Annotated in this window: 13 protein-coding genes; 8 read left to right on the top strand and 5 right to left on the bottom strand. The window is 62.9% G+C overall.

Annotated elements, in window-relative coordinates; translation table 11 throughout:
• Nucleotides 1-54 precede the first annotated feature (54 nt).
• Together fdx and iscX are read left to right on the top strand one after the other, a co-directional pair.
• Nucleotides 55-393, top strand: a complete 339-nt coding sequence (gene fdx / locus E2K99_RS16135; protein ID WP_013235088.1) for an ISC system 2Fe-2S type ferredoxin — start codon at nucleotides 55-57, stop codon at nucleotides 391-393.
• 45 nt (nucleotides 394-438) lie between these two features.
• Nucleotides 439-633, top strand: coding sequence for a Fe-S cluster assembly protein IscX (iscX, locus tag E2K99_RS16130; RefSeq protein WP_134222872.1), 195 nt, complete (start codon nucleotides 439-441; stop codon nucleotides 631-633).
• An 86-nt stretch (nucleotides 634-719) separates the two neighbouring features.
• Here the strand turns inward: iscX and E2K99_RS16125 are convergent, their stop codons facing one another.
• Both E2K99_RS16125 and E2K99_RS16120 read right to left on the bottom strand, forming a co-directional pair.
• Entirely contained in the window at nucleotides 720-2,039 is a 1,320-nt protein-coding gene (locus E2K99_RS16125; RefSeq protein WP_134222871.1) for a DUF1501 domain-containing protein, read from the bottom strand.
• A 15-nt stretch (nucleotides 2,040-2,054) separates the two neighbouring features.
• Nucleotides 2,055-3,596, bottom strand: coding sequence for a DUF1800 domain-containing protein (locus E2K99_RS16120; protein WP_134222870.1), 1,542 nt, complete (start codon nucleotides 3,594-3,596; stop codon nucleotides 2,055-2,057).
• 378 nt (nucleotides 3,597-3,974) lie between these two features.
• Here E2K99_RS16120 and E2K99_RS16115 point away from each other — a divergent pair, with 378 nt between their 5' ends.
• Both E2K99_RS16115 and E2K99_RS16110 read left to right on the top strand, forming a co-directional pair.
• Nucleotides 3,975-4,700, top strand: coding sequence for a response regulator transcription factor (locus tag E2K99_RS16115; protein ID WP_134136105.1), 726 nt, complete (start codon nucleotides 3,975-3,977; stop codon nucleotides 4,698-4,700).
• Nucleotides 4,701-5,429, top strand: a complete 729-nt coding sequence (locus E2K99_RS16110; protein ID WP_121042121.1) for a response regulator — start codon at nucleotides 4,701-4,703, stop codon at nucleotides 5,427-5,429.
• A 15-nt stretch (nucleotides 5,430-5,444) separates the two neighbouring features.
• Here E2K99_RS16110 and E2K99_RS16105 read toward each other — a convergent pair whose 3' ends face one another.
• Nucleotides 5,445-5,906: a rhodanese-like domain-containing protein gene (locus tag E2K99_RS16105; RefSeq protein WP_134222869.1), complete on the bottom strand. Its 462-nt coding sequence runs from the start codon at nucleotides 5,904-5,906 to the stop codon at nucleotides 5,445-5,447.
• Nucleotides 5,907-6,406: 500 nt separating this feature from the next.
• Here E2K99_RS16105 and glnA point away from each other — a divergent pair, with 500 nt between their 5' ends.
• The 3 genes from glnA (at nucleotide 6,407) to ntrC (ending at nucleotide 10,729) form a co-directional block, all read left to right on the top strand.
• Nucleotides 6,407-7,822, top strand: a complete 1,416-nt coding sequence (gene glnA, locus E2K99_RS16100; protein WP_134222868.1) for a type I glutamate--ammonia ligase — start codon at nucleotides 6,407-6,409, stop codon at nucleotides 7,820-7,822.
• Between the two features lie 196 nt (nucleotides 7,823-8,018).
• Nucleotides 8,019-9,092: a nitrogen regulation protein NR(II) gene (gene glnL, locus E2K99_RS16095; protein ID WP_134222867.1), complete on the top strand. Its 1,074-nt coding sequence runs from the start codon at nucleotides 8,019-8,021 to the stop codon at nucleotides 9,090-9,092.
• Nucleotides 9,093-9,229: 137 nt separating this feature from the next.
• Complete coding sequence (gene ntrC / locus E2K99_RS16090; RefSeq protein ID WP_134222866.1) at nucleotides 9,230-10,729, top strand: nitrogen regulation protein NR(I); 1,500 nt, start codon at nucleotides 9,230-9,232, stop codon at nucleotides 10,727-10,729.
• Between the two features lie 194 nt (nucleotides 10,730-10,923).
• On the opposite strand, the gene E2K99_RS16085 is transcribed toward ntrC, so the two are convergent.
• Complete coding sequence (locus tag E2K99_RS16085; protein ID WP_240733733.1) at nucleotides 10,924-12,489, bottom strand: methyl-accepting chemotaxis protein; 1,566 nt, start codon at nucleotides 12,487-12,489, stop codon at nucleotides 10,924-10,926.
• Here E2K99_RS16085 and E2K99_RS25555 point away from each other — a divergent pair.
• Entirely contained in the window at nucleotides 12,488-12,778 is a 291-nt protein-coding gene (locus tag E2K99_RS25555) for a hypothetical protein (protein WP_166675014.1), read from the top strand. The genes E2K99_RS16085 and E2K99_RS25555 overlap by 2 nt on opposite strands.
• A 223-nt stretch (nucleotides 12,779-13,001) precedes the next feature.
• Here E2K99_RS25555 and E2K99_RS16080 read toward each other — a convergent pair whose 3' ends face one another.
• Entirely contained in the window at nucleotides 13,002-14,285 is a 1,284-nt protein-coding gene (locus tag E2K99_RS16080) for an MFS transporter (RefSeq protein ID WP_134222864.1), read from the bottom strand.
• Nucleotides 14,286-14,357: the final 72 nt, after the last annotated feature.

Below are 14,357 nucleotides of genomic sequence, written 5' to 3'. Positions count from 1 at the left end.
CGATGTCGTCACCCCGAATACTGTAGACACGATAGACAAGACACGAGAGCCACCATGCCCCAGATCGTCATCCTCCCCCATCCGGTCCTTTGCCCTGAAGGCTCGGTGATCGATGCCCCCGCCGGCAAGACCCTGTGCGATGCGCTGCTGGACAGCGACATCGACATCGAGCACGCCTGCGAAAAGTCCTGCGCCTGTACCACCTGCCACGTCGTCATCCGCGAAGGTTTCGAGACCCTCGATGATCCGACCGACAAGGAAGAAGACCTGCTGGACATGGCCTGGGGCCTGGAAGCGACGTCCCGCCTGTCTTGCCAGGTGGTGCTGGGCGAAGACGACCTGACCGTCGAAATCCCCAAGTACACCATCAACCACGCTTCGGAAAATCACTGATCTTCCGAGGTTTTCGTTCGGTGCCATGGCACCGGGGAGACTGACATGAAATGGACTGATACCCAGCAGATCGCCGAGGAACTCTACGACAAGTATCCCGAGGTCGATCCCAAGACCATCCGCTTTACCGACCTGCATCGTTGGGTGATGGAGCTGGAGGGGTTTGAGGATGATCCCAATCGCTCTGGCGAGCGCATTCTGGAAGCCATTCAGGCGGCGTGGATTGCCGAGGCGGAATGACTCGGACAACTGCTGTAAAAGCGAAAAACCGCATCGATTCGATGCGGTTTTTTTACGTTTGACGTATCTGCGATCTCTGCAAAATATCAGATGAAGAGATCAGGAATCCCTCTTGCCCCCGTAGCATATTGTGGAAAAATTTTCTCCAATGCCTGATCCGGGATGCGCATATGCCGCTCCGACAGCGCACACAAGACCGCCCGGAAATCCGTCGTGATCGCCAGGTCGCGCCCCTCGTTCAAGGCCGTCTGATTCAGCCCCGGCCACTGTCCATAAATCTTGCCGCCGCGCAGATTGCCCCCCATCAGCCACATCGCATTGCCGTGGCCATGATCGGTCCCGCCGTTGCCATTCTCCTTGAAGGTGCGGCCGAATTCGGACATCACCACGATCACCGTGTCATTGAAGGCCGGCCCCAGTTCACGCGCCAGCGTGGCCAGGCCCGTGGCCAGCGGCGACAGACGCCCGGCCAGCTGGCCGGTGCCGTTGCCTTGTCCGATGTGCGTATCCCAGCCCCCCACGGCCAGGAAAGCCAGCCGGATGCGCGGATCATGCCGCATCAGCCGGCCCAAGCGTGCGGTATCCATGGAGAGGCCATTGGGCAGCGGCGCGCCATTGTTGGCCATCTGCTGCTCCTGGCTGTTGATCTCGGCCATGAGCTGCTTGCGCGCGGCCATGCCATCGCGATAGGCCTTGCCCAGCGCATCATCACCGCCATACAGCGGATCGAAGACCTGGCTCCAGCGCGGCTGGTCGATCATGCTCGGACGCGTGGCATCGCGCCCGGTCTGCAGATTGGCCGCCACGTTGTGGCCGCTCAGGATGCGCGGCGTGGCGCTGCCGACGTTGATGGCCTGCAGAGGCGACTCGGCCGGCGGCAGGTAATCCATCACCCGGTTGAGCCAGCCATCGCGCGTGCTGTGCTGGCCGGGGGTACCCGTTTCCATATAGTCCTGCGCTTCGAAGTGCGAGCGCGATCCATCGGGCGAACCCGATGCATGCACGAAGGCCAGCTGCCCGCTTTCCCAGTACGGCATCAGCGGCTGCAGCGCCGGATGCAAACCGAAGTAACCGGTCAGGTCCAGCGCGCCGTTGGCCTGGCCGGGACGCGCCACCGCAATGGTCGGGCGCGCCTGGTAGTACAGCGGATCGCCATGCGGCACCACCACGTTGAGGCCATCGACGGCCCCGCGCAGGAACACCACCACCATGCGCGGCGCACCGTCACCCTGGGCATGCGCGCGCGGGGCAGGGGAGCCGTAGGCCACCTTGCCGGGTGTGTGGTTGCTGCGGCTGATGGTCTGGTCACCGGTCGGCACGACAGCACAGCCGGACAAGCCGATCGGCACCAGGATGGCGCCGCTGCCGGCAGCGCCCAGATAACGGAGAAAATGGCGGCGGTTCATGCTGGCCTCCAGCGGTTAGCGTTTCATGAAATCGGGACTGCCCAGGACCAGGCCGGCACGCTGGTTCTCAGGTGCGGCATTGATCTGTGCGGCGGTGGCCGGCGTGATCGCCGGGCCGAGGGTGCGCAGCAAGGTCGCTGCGTCCAGCGGCGGCGCCTCCGTATTGGAGGGCGCAGGCGCGCCTTCCACGCGGGCGATCGGTGACTTGCCGCTGGCCAGGTTGCCGGCCAGATTGATCCGCCGCAGCAGCGCGCCGGGATTGAGCCAGGCCGCCTGCGAATACTTGTAGCCCTCGGGCGTGAGCCAGCCGTACAGCGGCATGCCGAATTGCCCCAGTTCGCCATTGACCGGCTTGGGATTGCGCACCGGAATATCACCCGCGCGCAGGGCCGAGACCACGAACTGGTACGGCGTCTTGAATTGCGTCTGGTAATTGCTGCGGGCCCAGAATTGCGGACTGTCGAACAGGGTCTGCAACACGGCCCGGATATCGCCATGGCTGGCCAGGAATTTCTGCGCCAGCTTGTTCACCAGCGCCGGATCGGGTTGGTCGGTGACGAAGTATTCCGCCAGCTGGGTCGAGATGAAGCGTGCCGTCGACGGATGATTGGCTAGGATGTCCAGCGCCGCTTCGCCTTCCTGATAGCCGCTCGCCTGCAGCGGTTTGCCGAGGAAGATCTTGGGGCCGTTGTCATGCCGTTGCGCGGCGAAGCGGAAGGGCGAGGCACCGGCCTTCATGGCGTCCACATCGATGGTCCAGCCGGAGAGGATGCGCGCCAGCGTGATCACGTCGGCCTGCTGATAGCCACCATTTACGCCCAGCGTATGCAGCTCCATCAGCTCGCGTGCGTAGTTCTCGTTGAGCCCCTTGAAACGCCCGCGCGCACCGGGCGTGCCGGCACCGCTGGAGAGCCAGTTGTCGAGGTAGTAGAGCATCGCCGGATGATGCGCCACCGCCCCCAGCAGATCGCGGAAGTTGCCCAAGGCATAGGGGCGGATGGCGTTCTTTTCATAGTCGCCCACCCAGTAGCGCACCCACTCCTTGCCTTCGAAGACGTTGAAGTGATTGGCCCAGAATTCCGTCATGACTTCTTCCAGCTGGCGCGGGCTTTCGGTAGCCTGCAGCAGCCGCGCCATGTGGAACTGCGGCGTCAGTTCGCGCGGCGCACGCTGGCGCGCGGCCTGCTGGTCTTCCTTGCTGGCGCTGCGGTCGAAGGAGGGCGGGCCATAGTCGACGAACAACTGTGCCGGCGTCATCTGCAGGCCCGGCAGCGCCGCCAGGCGCGCCTGCAAGTCATCGGGCAGGGGGATGCGCTCGGGATGCAGTTGCTGGTCGATGTAGCGCTTCACGCCCATGCGCTCCACCTGCTCCAGATCGCCGGGACGCGGGCCATAGGCGAGCCGGTTGAGTACGTGCAGGGCGCGCTCCTGTTCCGACAGCGGGGCACTGGCGGAAGTCGGTCCAGCCGCCTGGGCCTGCCCCAAGGTGCAGGCAACCAGTGCCAGCATCAGCCAGGCTGAACGTGAAGGAAAAAGCTGCTTGAAGGGCGCTTGCATCGACGAGCCTCGCGAGGTCGAAAATTGGGGAGAACAGCTGCAGGCCAGTATGGTGATGGACTTGCACGCGGGCTGTAATAAAGTGTAATGCGCGGGTCAGGCCGTACCGCGATCCCATACTGCGGCGACCGAGCGCCACTGTAGCGCAGCAAGCATTGTTCTTCATACAGGGTGTTACAAAGCTGACGCCTTCGTCAGCTTCCCGCAAGCGCGGTAAAGTATAAAAATTCTGCGATTTGTCACTGTTTTTCAGACGATTCTTATGCGCCGGAAGGCGGCGCTCGACCACAATAACGCCTTCGTCAGCGGCTGCATCAGAAGGGGGGCTGATGATGCATCGCAGCGGCTTCACATGATCAGAATACGAGGGGATAGCGCATGACATGGACCTTGGCATCGGCGTTGCGCATCGCGCTGCTGGACGACCACGCCGTGGTGCGTTACGGCCTGGCCAAGCGTCTGGCCGAGGAGCCGGATTTCACCGTGGTCGGCGCTTTCGCCACCAGCAAGGAGCTCATGGCAGCCCTGCGCGCCTCGCCGGCCGACCTGCTGCTGATCGATTATTCGCTGGGCAGCAATGACATCGACGGTCTCAACCTGATCCGCGCTTTGCGCGTGCGCTTTCCGCGTTCCAAGATCCTGGTGACCTCGGCCCACAGCAGCCCGGCGACGGTGGCCATGGCGATGAAGGCGGGGGCACGCGGTTTCGTCAGCAAATCGCAGGAGCTGGCCGAACTGATCCTGGCCATCCGCACCATCAGCCGGGGACGCGAATATCTCAACAGCACCATGACCCGCGAGCTGGCCATCATGCAGGCCGCCGAAGCGGCCACGCGCAGCCAGCCCGAAGTGCGCCCGCCGCGCCGGCGACCGCGCGGCACCGACGTCTCGCCGGACTCGCTGTCGGACATGCCCAGCCTGTCGCCGCGCGAACGGGAAGTCCTGCGCTGCTGCCTGGACGGCATGTCGGTCACCGACATCGCGGAAAAATTCGCACGCAGCGTCAAGACCATCAGCGGGCAGAAGCAATCGGCCTTCCGCAAGCTGGGCGTGCGCAGTGACAACGAACTGTTCAAGATCGAATACCAGATCAAGGAGCTGTAAATGCCGCACCAGAGGGAAAGCGCCACTACCGGGCAACGTGAACCGGCCGTGCTGCTGGTCGATGATTCCGTCACCATTCGTTACGCCATCCAGAACCGCCTGCAGCGGCTCGGCTGCCAGGTCGATTGCGTGGCCGATGGCGGCAGCGCATTGGCCGCCATCCGGGCGCGGCCCTACGGGCTGGTGCTGCTGGATTGCTTCCTGCCCGACATCCCCGGTCAGGAAGTCGCCCGCCAGGTGCGGCAGCTGGAACAGACGCAGCGCCAGCGTCCTTATACGCCGCTGATCGGCATTTCCGCCGAAACCGACGCCCTGCATGTGCAGCGCTGTCTGGACAGCGGCATGGACGGCATGCTCCCCAAGCCCCTGCAGACACAGGCCATCCGGCGCCTGCTGGCCCTCTGGTGCGATCTCGACAATGAAGAGGATGGCCAGGCCATGACCCCAGAACAGGAATATGGACAGGATCTGGACCGGCTCTTCCTGCAAACCACCCGCAACGATCTGGCGGCGCTCGAACAGGCCAGCCTGCAGGGCGACCGGGGAAGGATGGTGCAGCTCGCGCACCGCATGAAGGGAGCCGCCCTGACCATGGGACGGCTGGAACTGGTGGCGCTGCTGGATTGCGTGGAAGAAGCACTGCGCGCCGAGGCCGATGGCCAGGCCGCCATCAGCCTGCTGCTGCAGTCGCTGGCCAGTGCCCTGCAGGCGCGCAGCCTGCAGGCCTGATTCCGTCAGATTCGTTCAGGCACCCGCCCACGGCAGGCCGGCCTTGCACCAGCCCTCGATGGTCTTGCGGTGGCCGTTGGCGTCCTTGTTGCCTTCAAAGCCTTCCAGGATATCGAAGCACTGCGTGTAGCCGTTTTCCGTGGCCAGCTTGGCGGCATGCTTGGAACGCACGCCCGAGCGGCACAGGAACAGCAGCACTTCACCGGGCCGGGCGACTTCCTGCAGTTGTTCGAGGAACTGCGGATTGGGCTTGCCCTCGGGGTAGAGATTCCATTGCACGGCCAGATGCTGTCCGGACGGGATCTGGACCACGCCGACCCAGTCACGCTCGGCGCGGGTGCGCACGTCGACCAGCTTGATGGCGGGATCGGACTGCAGCAGGGCCAGGGCTTCCTGCGGGGTCACGGCACCGGCATAGGGCAGTTGCCCGTCGGTCGCGCGTTGGGTGGCAATGCTGAGAATCGAATCGTTGCTCATGGGTAAAGCCTCTGAAGAAGAAAGAAGCGCGTACAAGGAAGCGCAGGAATGCCGGTGAAAGCCCCTGAAGCGCAACGAAGCCAGTGAAGGCGATGTGCACCCAAGGGAGATGATTTTAAACAATATAAACAGTTAGGCAATTTTCCCAAGCTGGTGCACGCCATGCAGCTCATCAGGCGACTGCCCCAACACGGCGCATGCACGAAAGTGGTGCAATTCATATTCAATCACGCGAATATGCATTTGTTCGGTGCATTTTGTAAAATTCGCACTAAAATAATGCATATCTGCAGTGCCTCTGCACCGCACGCAGCGCCCCAACTGGCGCGTCCTCCCTAAAAACTTCCATTATTGGCGCACCTGAAAGGTTGGTGGCATGGAATCTGCTATCATCCGCGACTGAGTTCGGCGCAAGACCGTTGTATCAAATGCAAAGATCCAGTCGCAGAAAACGGCTCAACACCCCAATTTATACTACTTCCTCGTTTTAGGAGATTCGCATGGCAAGGACGGCCGCAGAGGTTTTGAAGATGGTGAAGGACAACGAAGTCAAGTTTGTCGACTTCCGTTTCGCTGACACCCGTGGCAAGGAACAGCACGTTTCCGTGCCTGTTTCGCATTTCGACATCGACAAGTTCGAATCCGGTCACGCCTTCGACGGTTCGTCGATCGCCGGCTGGAAGGGTATCGAAGCCTCCGACATGCTGCTGATCCCGGACCCGAACACCGCCAACATCGACCCGTTCATGGAAGAGACCACCCTCTTCATGCAATGTGACGTGATCGAGCCGTCCGACGGCAAGGGCTACGACCGCGATCCGCGCTCCATCGCCAAGCGCGCTGAAGCCTACCTGAAGTCCTCCGGCCTGGGCGACACCGCCTACTTCGGTCCGGAACCCGAATTCTTCATCTTCGACGGCGTGCGTTGGGGTGCCGACATGTCCGGTTCCTTCGTCAAGATCGACTCCGAAGAAGCTTCCTGGAGCACCGGCGCCGAGATCGAAGGCGGCAACTCCGGCCACCGTCCGACCGTCAAGGGCGGCTACTTCCCGGTTCCCCCGGTCGACAGCTTCCAGGACATGCGTTCGGAAATGTCCCTGATCCTGGAATCCCTGGGCATCCCCGTCGAAGTGCACCACCACGAAGTCGCTGGCGCTGGCCAGAACGAACTGGGCACCAAGTTCTCGACCCTGGTCGAGCGCGCTGACTGGACCCAGACCCTGAAGTACGTGATCTGGAACGTCGCCCACACCTACGGCAAGACCGCAACCTTCATGCCCAAGCCGCTGGTTGGCGACAACGGCTCCGGCATGCACGTGCACCAGTCGGTCTGGAAGGATGGCAAGAACCTGTTCGCTGGCGACGGCTATGCCGGCCTGTCCGAGTTCGCGCTGTACTACATCGGCGGCATCATCAAGCACGCCAAGGCCCTGAACGCGATCACCAACCCCGGCACCAACTCGTACAAGCGTCTGGTCCCCGGCTTCGAAGCTCCGGTCAAGCTGGCCTACTCGGCCCGCAACCGTTCCGCTTCGATCCGTATCCCGCACGTGGCGAACCCGAAGGGCCGCCGCATCGAGACCCGTTTCCCGGATCCCCTGGCCAACCCGTACCTGTGCTTCTCGGCCCTGCTGATGGCCGGTCTGGATGGCGTGCAGAACAAGATCCACCCGGGCGAAGCTGCCACCAAGGACCTGTACCACCTGCCGCCGGAAGAAGACAAGCTGATCCCGACCGTCTGTGCTTCGCTGGATGAAGCCCTGGAGTACCTGGACAAGGATCGCGAGTTCCTGACCCGTGGCGGCGTGTTCACCGACAGCATGATCGATGCCTACATCGAGCTGAAGATGCAGGAAGTCCAGCGCTTCCGCATGACCACGCACCCGATCGAATTCGACATGTACTACTCGCTGTAATCGAATCCGCATCCGGAGAAAAAGGGGAAGCTTGCTTCCCCTTTTTTTATGCGCGGCGCACCGCCTGCTGCAGGGCAGTGCGCCCGAAAATTGCTAGTCAAAACAGATCCGGAACAACATCCGCCGCGGCAAGCCTTTGCAAGATCCAGCCAGACCGGCACGAGACGACATGACCCCAGGCATCAAGAATCCTCCCATGAAGACACCGCTCCCATCCCTCGATGGCCTCGACCTGCTGGCCTCGGCCGTGATCATCCTCGATGCCAATGGCGGCATCGTCTACGCCAATGCCGCCGCCGAGAACCTGCTGGAGAGCTCCTTCAAGGTGCTTTCGCAGCAGAAGCTCTCGGAGCTCTTCCTCAATGGCAAGGAGCTGACCGCGCTGTTCTACCAGGCCATCGAACACCAGTTCGCCGACAAGCGCCTGGACCTGGTGCTGGAGCGTGCCAACCGCGAGCCGCTGCAGGTCCACACCATCGTCACGCCCCTGGACAGTACCGACTGGCCGGTGCTGCTGGAGCTGCGCGAGAACGTCCAGCAACTCAAGCTGGACCGCGAAGAGCGCATGTTCGACCAGAGCCAGGCCAACAAGGAACTGATCCGCAACTTGGCCCACGAGATCAAGAATCCGCTGGGCGGTATCCGTGGCGCCGCCCAGCTGCTGGAGCTGGAGTTGCCCGAGCGCCACCTCAAGGAATTGCGCGAATACACCCAGGTCATCATCAAGGAAGCCGACCGCCTGCAGACCCTGGTGGATCGGCTGCTGGCCCCGCACCGCCACCCGCACATCGTGGGCGACGTCAACATCCACGAAGTCTGCGAACGCGTGCGCAGCCTGGTGATGGCCGAGTTCCCGCAGGGGCTGAGCATCAAGCGCGACTATGACCTGTCGATCCCCGAATTCCGGGGCGACAAGGAGCAACTGATCCAGGCCGTCCTGAACATCGTCCACAACGCTGCGCAAGCGCTGGCCGACCGCATCCGTGCCGGTGATGGCGAGCTGATTCTGCGCACGCGCGTCTCGCGCCAGGTGACGCTATCCAAGGTCAGATACCGGCTGGCACTAGACTTGCATATCATCGATAACGGTCCGGGCATTCCTCCCGACATCCAGGAAAGAATCTTCTATCCGCTGGTGTCGGGTCGCGAGGGCGGCAGCGGACTGGGGCTGACCCTGGCGCAGACCTTCGTGCATCAGCACATGGGTGTCATCGAATGCGACAGCCGGCCCGGTTGTACCGATTTCAGAATACTTATACCGCTGCCGTGAGCATGGCCGCAGGCGGCGCGCCAAAGCCGAGTGGATGCAAGGCATCCGGTCCACCAAGGGGGCTGCGGACAGGGCGCCAGAAGCGCCGTGGATCGCGGGAGCATTAACAGCATGACCAACGCAGGAAGAAGTTATTTATGAAGCCAATCTGGATTGTTGACGACGACGAATCGATACGCTGGGTGCTCGAAAAAGCCCTGGCCCGAGAAAATCTCGCCACGCAGAGTTTTTCCAGCGCACGCGATGCGATGGCAGCCCTGCAGAACGGCACGCCGCAAGTGCTGGTGTCCGACATCCGCATGCCCGGTGCCTCCGGCCTGGAACTGCTGCAGACCATCAAGGCCAAGCACCCCGGCATCCCGGTGATCATCATCACCGCCTTCTCGGACCTGGATTCGGCGGTCTCCGCCTTCCAGGGCGGCGCCTTCGAATACCTGGCCAAGCCCTTCGACGTCGACAAGGCGGTCGAACTGATTCGCCGCGCGCTCGACGAGAGCCTGCGCGAAACCGATATCGAACAGGGCGCGGCCCAGACCCCCGAAATCCTCGGGCAGGCCCCTGCGATGCAGGACGTGTTCCGCGCCATCGGCCGCCTGTCGCAATCCAACGTGACGGTGCTCATCACCGGCGAATCCGGTTCCGGCAAGGAGCTGGTGGCGCGTGCCCTGCACAAGCACAGCCCGCGCGCCAGCCAGCCGTTCGTGGCGCTCAACACGGCGGCGATTCCCAAGGACCTGCTGGAATCCGAACTGTTCGGCCATGAACGCGGTGCCTTCACCGGCGCGCAAGCGATGCGCCGTGGCCGTTTCGAACAGGCCGAGGGCGGCACGCTGTTCCTCGATGAAATCGGCGACATGCCGCTGGACCTGCAGACGCGCCTGTTGCGCGTGCTGTCCGACGGGCACTTCTATCGTGTCGGCGGCCATCAGTCGCTGAAGGCCAATGTACGCGTCATTGCGGCCACCCACCAGAACCTGGAGCAGCGTGTACGTGAAGGTTTGTTCCGGGAAGACTTGTACCACCGCTTGAACGTGATCCGCCTGCGCCTGCCCAGCCTGCGCGAACGCAGCGAAGACATTCCCATTCTGGCCCGCTACTTCCTGGCACAGAGCGCGCGCCAGCTGGGCGTGGAAGCCAAGCGCCTGTCGCCGCAGGCGATGCAGTTCCTGTCGCAGCTGGAATTCCCCGGCAACGTGCGCCAGCTGGAAAACCTGTGCAACTGGATCACCGTGATGGCCCCGGGCCAGACGGTCGAGATCAAGGACCTGCCGCAGGATCTGGTGGAAGAACGCGTCCATGCACCGCAACCGGCGCAGACCGTTTCCGCGCCCGCCTCGGCGGCTGCCGTGGCCGCTCCGGTGGCGTATGCCGATCCGACGTCCGCCGCTGCACCGGCGGATGCAGCGGCTGGCAACTGGATCTCGCTGCTGGAAGTGGAGGCGGCGCAGATGCTGGCCTCCGAACAGCCCGAGGTGATGGACATCCTCGGTCGCCAGTTTGAAGCAGCGCTCATCAAGATCGCCCTGAAACATACCCACGGCCGCAAGAACGATGCTGCCGTGCGCCTGGGCATCGGCCGCAACACCATCACCCGCAAGATCCAGGAACTGGGGATCGGCGGCGCGGAAGACGACTGATCCGCAGCGCAACCGTCAAGCAGGGGAGGTCTGCCCGCGTGCCGCCGCGTGGGCAGCATCAGCAAGGGGAAGAGGCGGCGGCCACAAAAAAGGAAATGGCCTGGATCGCGAGATCCAGGCCATTTTTATTGATGCTGCTGATAAACGATTTATAAAATTTAAATCATTTGCTCAAGTCAGCAAGAGGAGCGCGTTCACATGGCCAGGCGTGGCATGTGCGGCTGGCCATGGGTCGTCAGAGCGGGCGTGAGCGGTGCAGCCTGCAGGAGCTGCGCATCGATGCGGAACACCGAGGCCGCCGACGTCAATTGTTCGGCCTGCTGCATCATGGCCTGGGCGGCAGCAGCGGCCTGTTCCACCAGGGCGGCGTTCTGCTGCGTGACCTGGTCCATCTGCAGGATGGCCGCATTGATTTGCGTGATGCCGGCGCTTTGCTCTTCCGAAGCATGTGCGATGTCGCTGATGATGCGGGTGGTATCGACCGAGGCGCGCATGACTTCGGCGATGGTGCCGCCGGCCTTTTCCACCAGCGTCGTGCCGCTCTGGATGCGCCCCACAGAGCCTTCGATGAGGCCCTTGATTTCCTTGGCGGCACCGGCGCTGCGCTGGGCCAGCGCGCGCACTTCGGTGGCCACCACGGCGAAGCCGCGGCCGTTCTCGCCGGCGCGTGCCGCTTCCACGGCGGCATTGAGGGCCAGGATATTGGTCTGGAAGGCGATGCCTTCGATGACGCTGATGATGTCCGACATCTGGTGCGAGCTGACGGCGATCTCGCGCATGGTGCTGACCACTTGCGCGATTTCCGTTTCACCACGGCGGGCCACATCGGCACCGGCACTGGCGACGTGGCTGGCCTTGCGGGCGTGGTCGGTATTCTGCTGCACGGTGCTGGTCAGTTGCTCCATGCTGGAGGCAGTTTCCTCCAGCGAGGCGGCCTGCTCTTCGGTGCGCTGCGAGAGATCGGTATTGCCCTGGGCGATTTCGCGTGCGGCCACGTTGATGGCACCGCTGGCCTGCTGGATCTGGCCGACCAGACCGGCCAGCTGTTCGCTCATGGTCATGAGCGAATGCATCAGGCTGGCGCGGTCACCCTTGCGCAGTTGCAGTTGCGCACTCAGGTTGCCGGCGGCGATCTGGGCCGACAGCCACATCGCTTCGGCCGGCTCGCCACCCAGCTGGCGCGTCAGGCGGCGGCTGATCAGCAGTGCGATCAGCAAGCCGATCAGCGCCGATGCCAGGGTCAGGCCGATGATCAGCATGCGGCTGCCGGCATAGGCTTCGCGTGCGCTGGTGGCGGCTTCGGCCACGCCCTTTTCGTTGACGGTGATGAGACGCTGGATCTGCACTTCCATCGCCGCGCGCAGCGGGAAGAGCTGGTCTTTCATGATGTCCACGGCCTGCTCCTGCTTGCCTTGCTCAAGGGCGGCCAGCATTTGCTGGCTCACGGCCAGGTACTTGGGCAGCAGGGCCTGCAGTTCGTCGTAGGCGGCTTGTTCCTCGGACGTATGGATGAGCGGACGATACTGGTCGGCGGCGCTGGTGTAGCGTCCCAGCGAGGCGGTCAGGCGCGTGCGGGCATCCTGCATGCGCTGCGCATCATTGGCGGTGAGCGCACGATACTGGGCCAGGTTGAAGGCGCGGATCTCGGCCTGCATGGTCTTGGCCGTGGCGACACTGGGCATGAGGTTGGTCTGCACTTCGCTGAGCTGTGCGTCGACGGTATTGAGTCCGTACCAGGCCGCCGCACCGAGCACGGCCATGAACAGGATCAAAACGGAAAAACCCAACATAAGCTGGGTGGCAACTTTGGTCTGTCTGAAATTCACGATATCCCTCAGGGGCTGGCCTGCCGCCACTGACGGCAGACGAAGGGTGGATGATGATTCCGGCGCAGGCGCAAGGCCTGCAAGGGAGAGCGGCAGTGCCGTCAGGATGGGCTCCGGGGGAAGCGCTCTGAACTTTAATGGCAGTCTTGCCCAAATTCAAGATGAATTTGACGAGGTGATGCCAAACGGAAACACTCTTTCAATTATGCTTATCAATGCATAAATATGGATTGGCAACAAGTTGACCGAAGTGCCACCGCAGCTCGATCAAGATTGACTAATTGCGTAGTGCGCACCCGATGACCAGTCCATCAAGAAAAATGGCCAGGATCGGGGGATCCTGGCCATTGGGCGGCTGTGCCATGTAGGGATCGGCAGTCGCTGCAGCAGCACCTGCCGATCCGTTCAAAGGCGGTAAATGATTTATATCATTTATCTGTTTTCGGTCAGCGCAGGCGCAGCACGAAACGTGCGGCCAGCGTGGCGATCAGGCTCAGCACTGCGCCGAAGATGACGAAGTAGCTCACCGACAGCTTGTTGCCGGTGAAGTCGATCAGCCAGGTGATGATGAGGCCGGCGAAGCCGCCGAAGATGGTGACGGCGATGTTATACGCCAGCGACATGCCGGTGCCGCGCGTGGCCACCGGGAAGATGTCGGCCAGCAGGGCCGGCATGGACGCGAAATACATGGTCATGAGCACGCCGATGACGGTCTGCAGCAACAGCAGTTGCAGGAAGCCCGGCGAGTTGGTCAGGAACACGAACATCGGGTAGGTCAGCACGATGTACAGCGCGCTGCTGGTGATCATGAAGGGCGTGCGGCCGATCTTGTCGGACATCGCGCCCACCAGCGGCGAGCCGATGAACATGATCAGGCCGGCCACCGACATCGCGGCAAACGAGGACCAGGCCGGCAGGCCCAGCTGCTTGACCGCATAGGTCGGGATGTACAGCGACAGGTACACCGAGACGGTCGCCATGATGACGCTGCCGGCACCGATCAACAGGCGCATCTTCTGGTGCGCGAAGGTATCGCGCAGCGGGGCATCGGTCTTTTCGCTGGATTCCTTGAACTCGGGCGCTTCGTCCAGATGGCGGCGGATGTAGATGCCGGCCGGTGCGATCAGCAAACCGAAGATGAACGGCACGCGCCAGCCCCACGAGGCCAGTTGTTCGGGCGTGAGCATGTTGTTGAGCACCGCGCCGAAGATGGCCGCCAGCAGCAGGCTGATGCCCTGGCTGGCCACCTGCCAGCTGGAGAAGAAGCCACGGCGATGCGGCGCATGTTCCACCAGGAAGGCGGTGGAACTGCCGAACTCGCCGCCGGCGGAGAAGCCCTGGATCATCTTGCCCAGTGCGATGCCGGCCGGCGCCAGCAGGCCGATGCTGGCGTAGCTGGGCATGAAGGCGATCATGGCCGTGCCGACCGTCATCAGCATGATGGACAGCATCAGCGCCGCCTTGCGGCCTGCGCGGTCGGAGTAGGCACCCAGCACCACCGCACCCAGCGGGCGCATGAAGAAGGACACGCCGAAGGTGGCGAAGGTCAGCAGCAGCGAGACGCTGTCATCGCCGGTCGGGAAGAACTGCTTGGCGATGACCACGGCGAAGGCGCCATAGATGAGGATGTCGAACCATTCGAGCGCATTGCCGATGGAGGACGAGATGATCGCACGCCGCGCTTGCGGATGCGTGGTGCCGGCGACAGGCGCCGCGGTGTTGCTGGTCATGGAGACTCCCTGATGGATACGTGGATGGAGGAGCAGCACGCCGTTCTGACCCTGGCGGGCAGAAGGCTGCCT

Source organism: Herbaspirillum huttiense (assembly GCF_004367745.1).
GTDB classification, from domain to species: Bacteria; Pseudomonadota; Gammaproteobacteria; order Burkholderiales; family Burkholderiaceae_D; genus Herbaspirillum; species Herbaspirillum huttiense.
The sequence above is the reverse complement of the archived record's forward strand: the minus strand, read 5'-3'. Positions and strand labels throughout refer to the sequence as shown.

Coding starts and splice junctions, on each gene's coding strand:
- E2K99_RS16115 (WP_134136105.1), top strand. CDS start 3,975: ATGACATGGACCTTGGCATCGGCGTTGCGCATCGCGCTGCTGGACGAC.
- E2K99_RS16125 (WP_134222871.1), bottom strand. CDS start 2,039: ATGAACCGCCGCCATTTTCTCCGTTATCTGGGCGCTGCCGGCAGCGGC.
- ntrC (WP_134222866.1), top strand. CDS start 9,230: ATGAAGCCAATCTGGATTGTTGACGACGACGAATCGATACGCTGGGTG.
- E2K99_RS16085 (WP_240733733.1), bottom strand. CDS start 12,489: ATGGCCGTGCTCGGTGCGGCGGCCTGGTACGGACTCAATACCGTCGAC.
- iscX (WP_134222872.1), top strand. CDS start 439: ATGAAATGGACTGATACCCAGCAGATCGCCGAGGAACTCTACGACAAG.
- E2K99_RS16105 (WP_134222869.1), bottom strand. CDS start 5,906: ATGAGCAACGATTCGATTCTCAGCATTGCCACCCAACGCGCGACCGAC.
- fdx (WP_013235088.1), top strand. CDS start 55: ATGCCCCAGATCGTCATCCTCCCCCATCCGGTCCTTTGCCCTGAAGGC.
- E2K99_RS16080 (WP_134222864.1), bottom strand. CDS start 14,285: ATGACCAGCAACACCGCGGCGCCTGTCGCCGGCACCACGCATCCGCAA.
- glnL (WP_134222867.1), top strand. CDS start 8,019: ATGAAGACACCGCTCCCATCCCTCGATGGCCTCGACCTGCTGGCCTCG.
- E2K99_RS16110 (WP_121042121.1), top strand. CDS start 4,701: ATGCCGCACCAGAGGGAAAGCGCCACTACCGGGCAACGTGAACCGGCC.
- E2K99_RS25555 (WP_166675014.1), top strand. CDS start 12,488: ATGAACAGGATCAAAACGGAAAAACCCAACATAAGCTGGGTGGCAACT.
- E2K99_RS16120 (WP_134222870.1), bottom strand. CDS start 3,596: ATGCAAGCGCCCTTCAAGCAGCTTTTTCCTTCACGTTCAGCCTGGCTG.
- glnA (WP_134222868.1), top strand. CDS start 6,407: ATGGCAAGGACGGCCGCAGAGGTTTTGAAGATGGTGAAGGACAACGAA.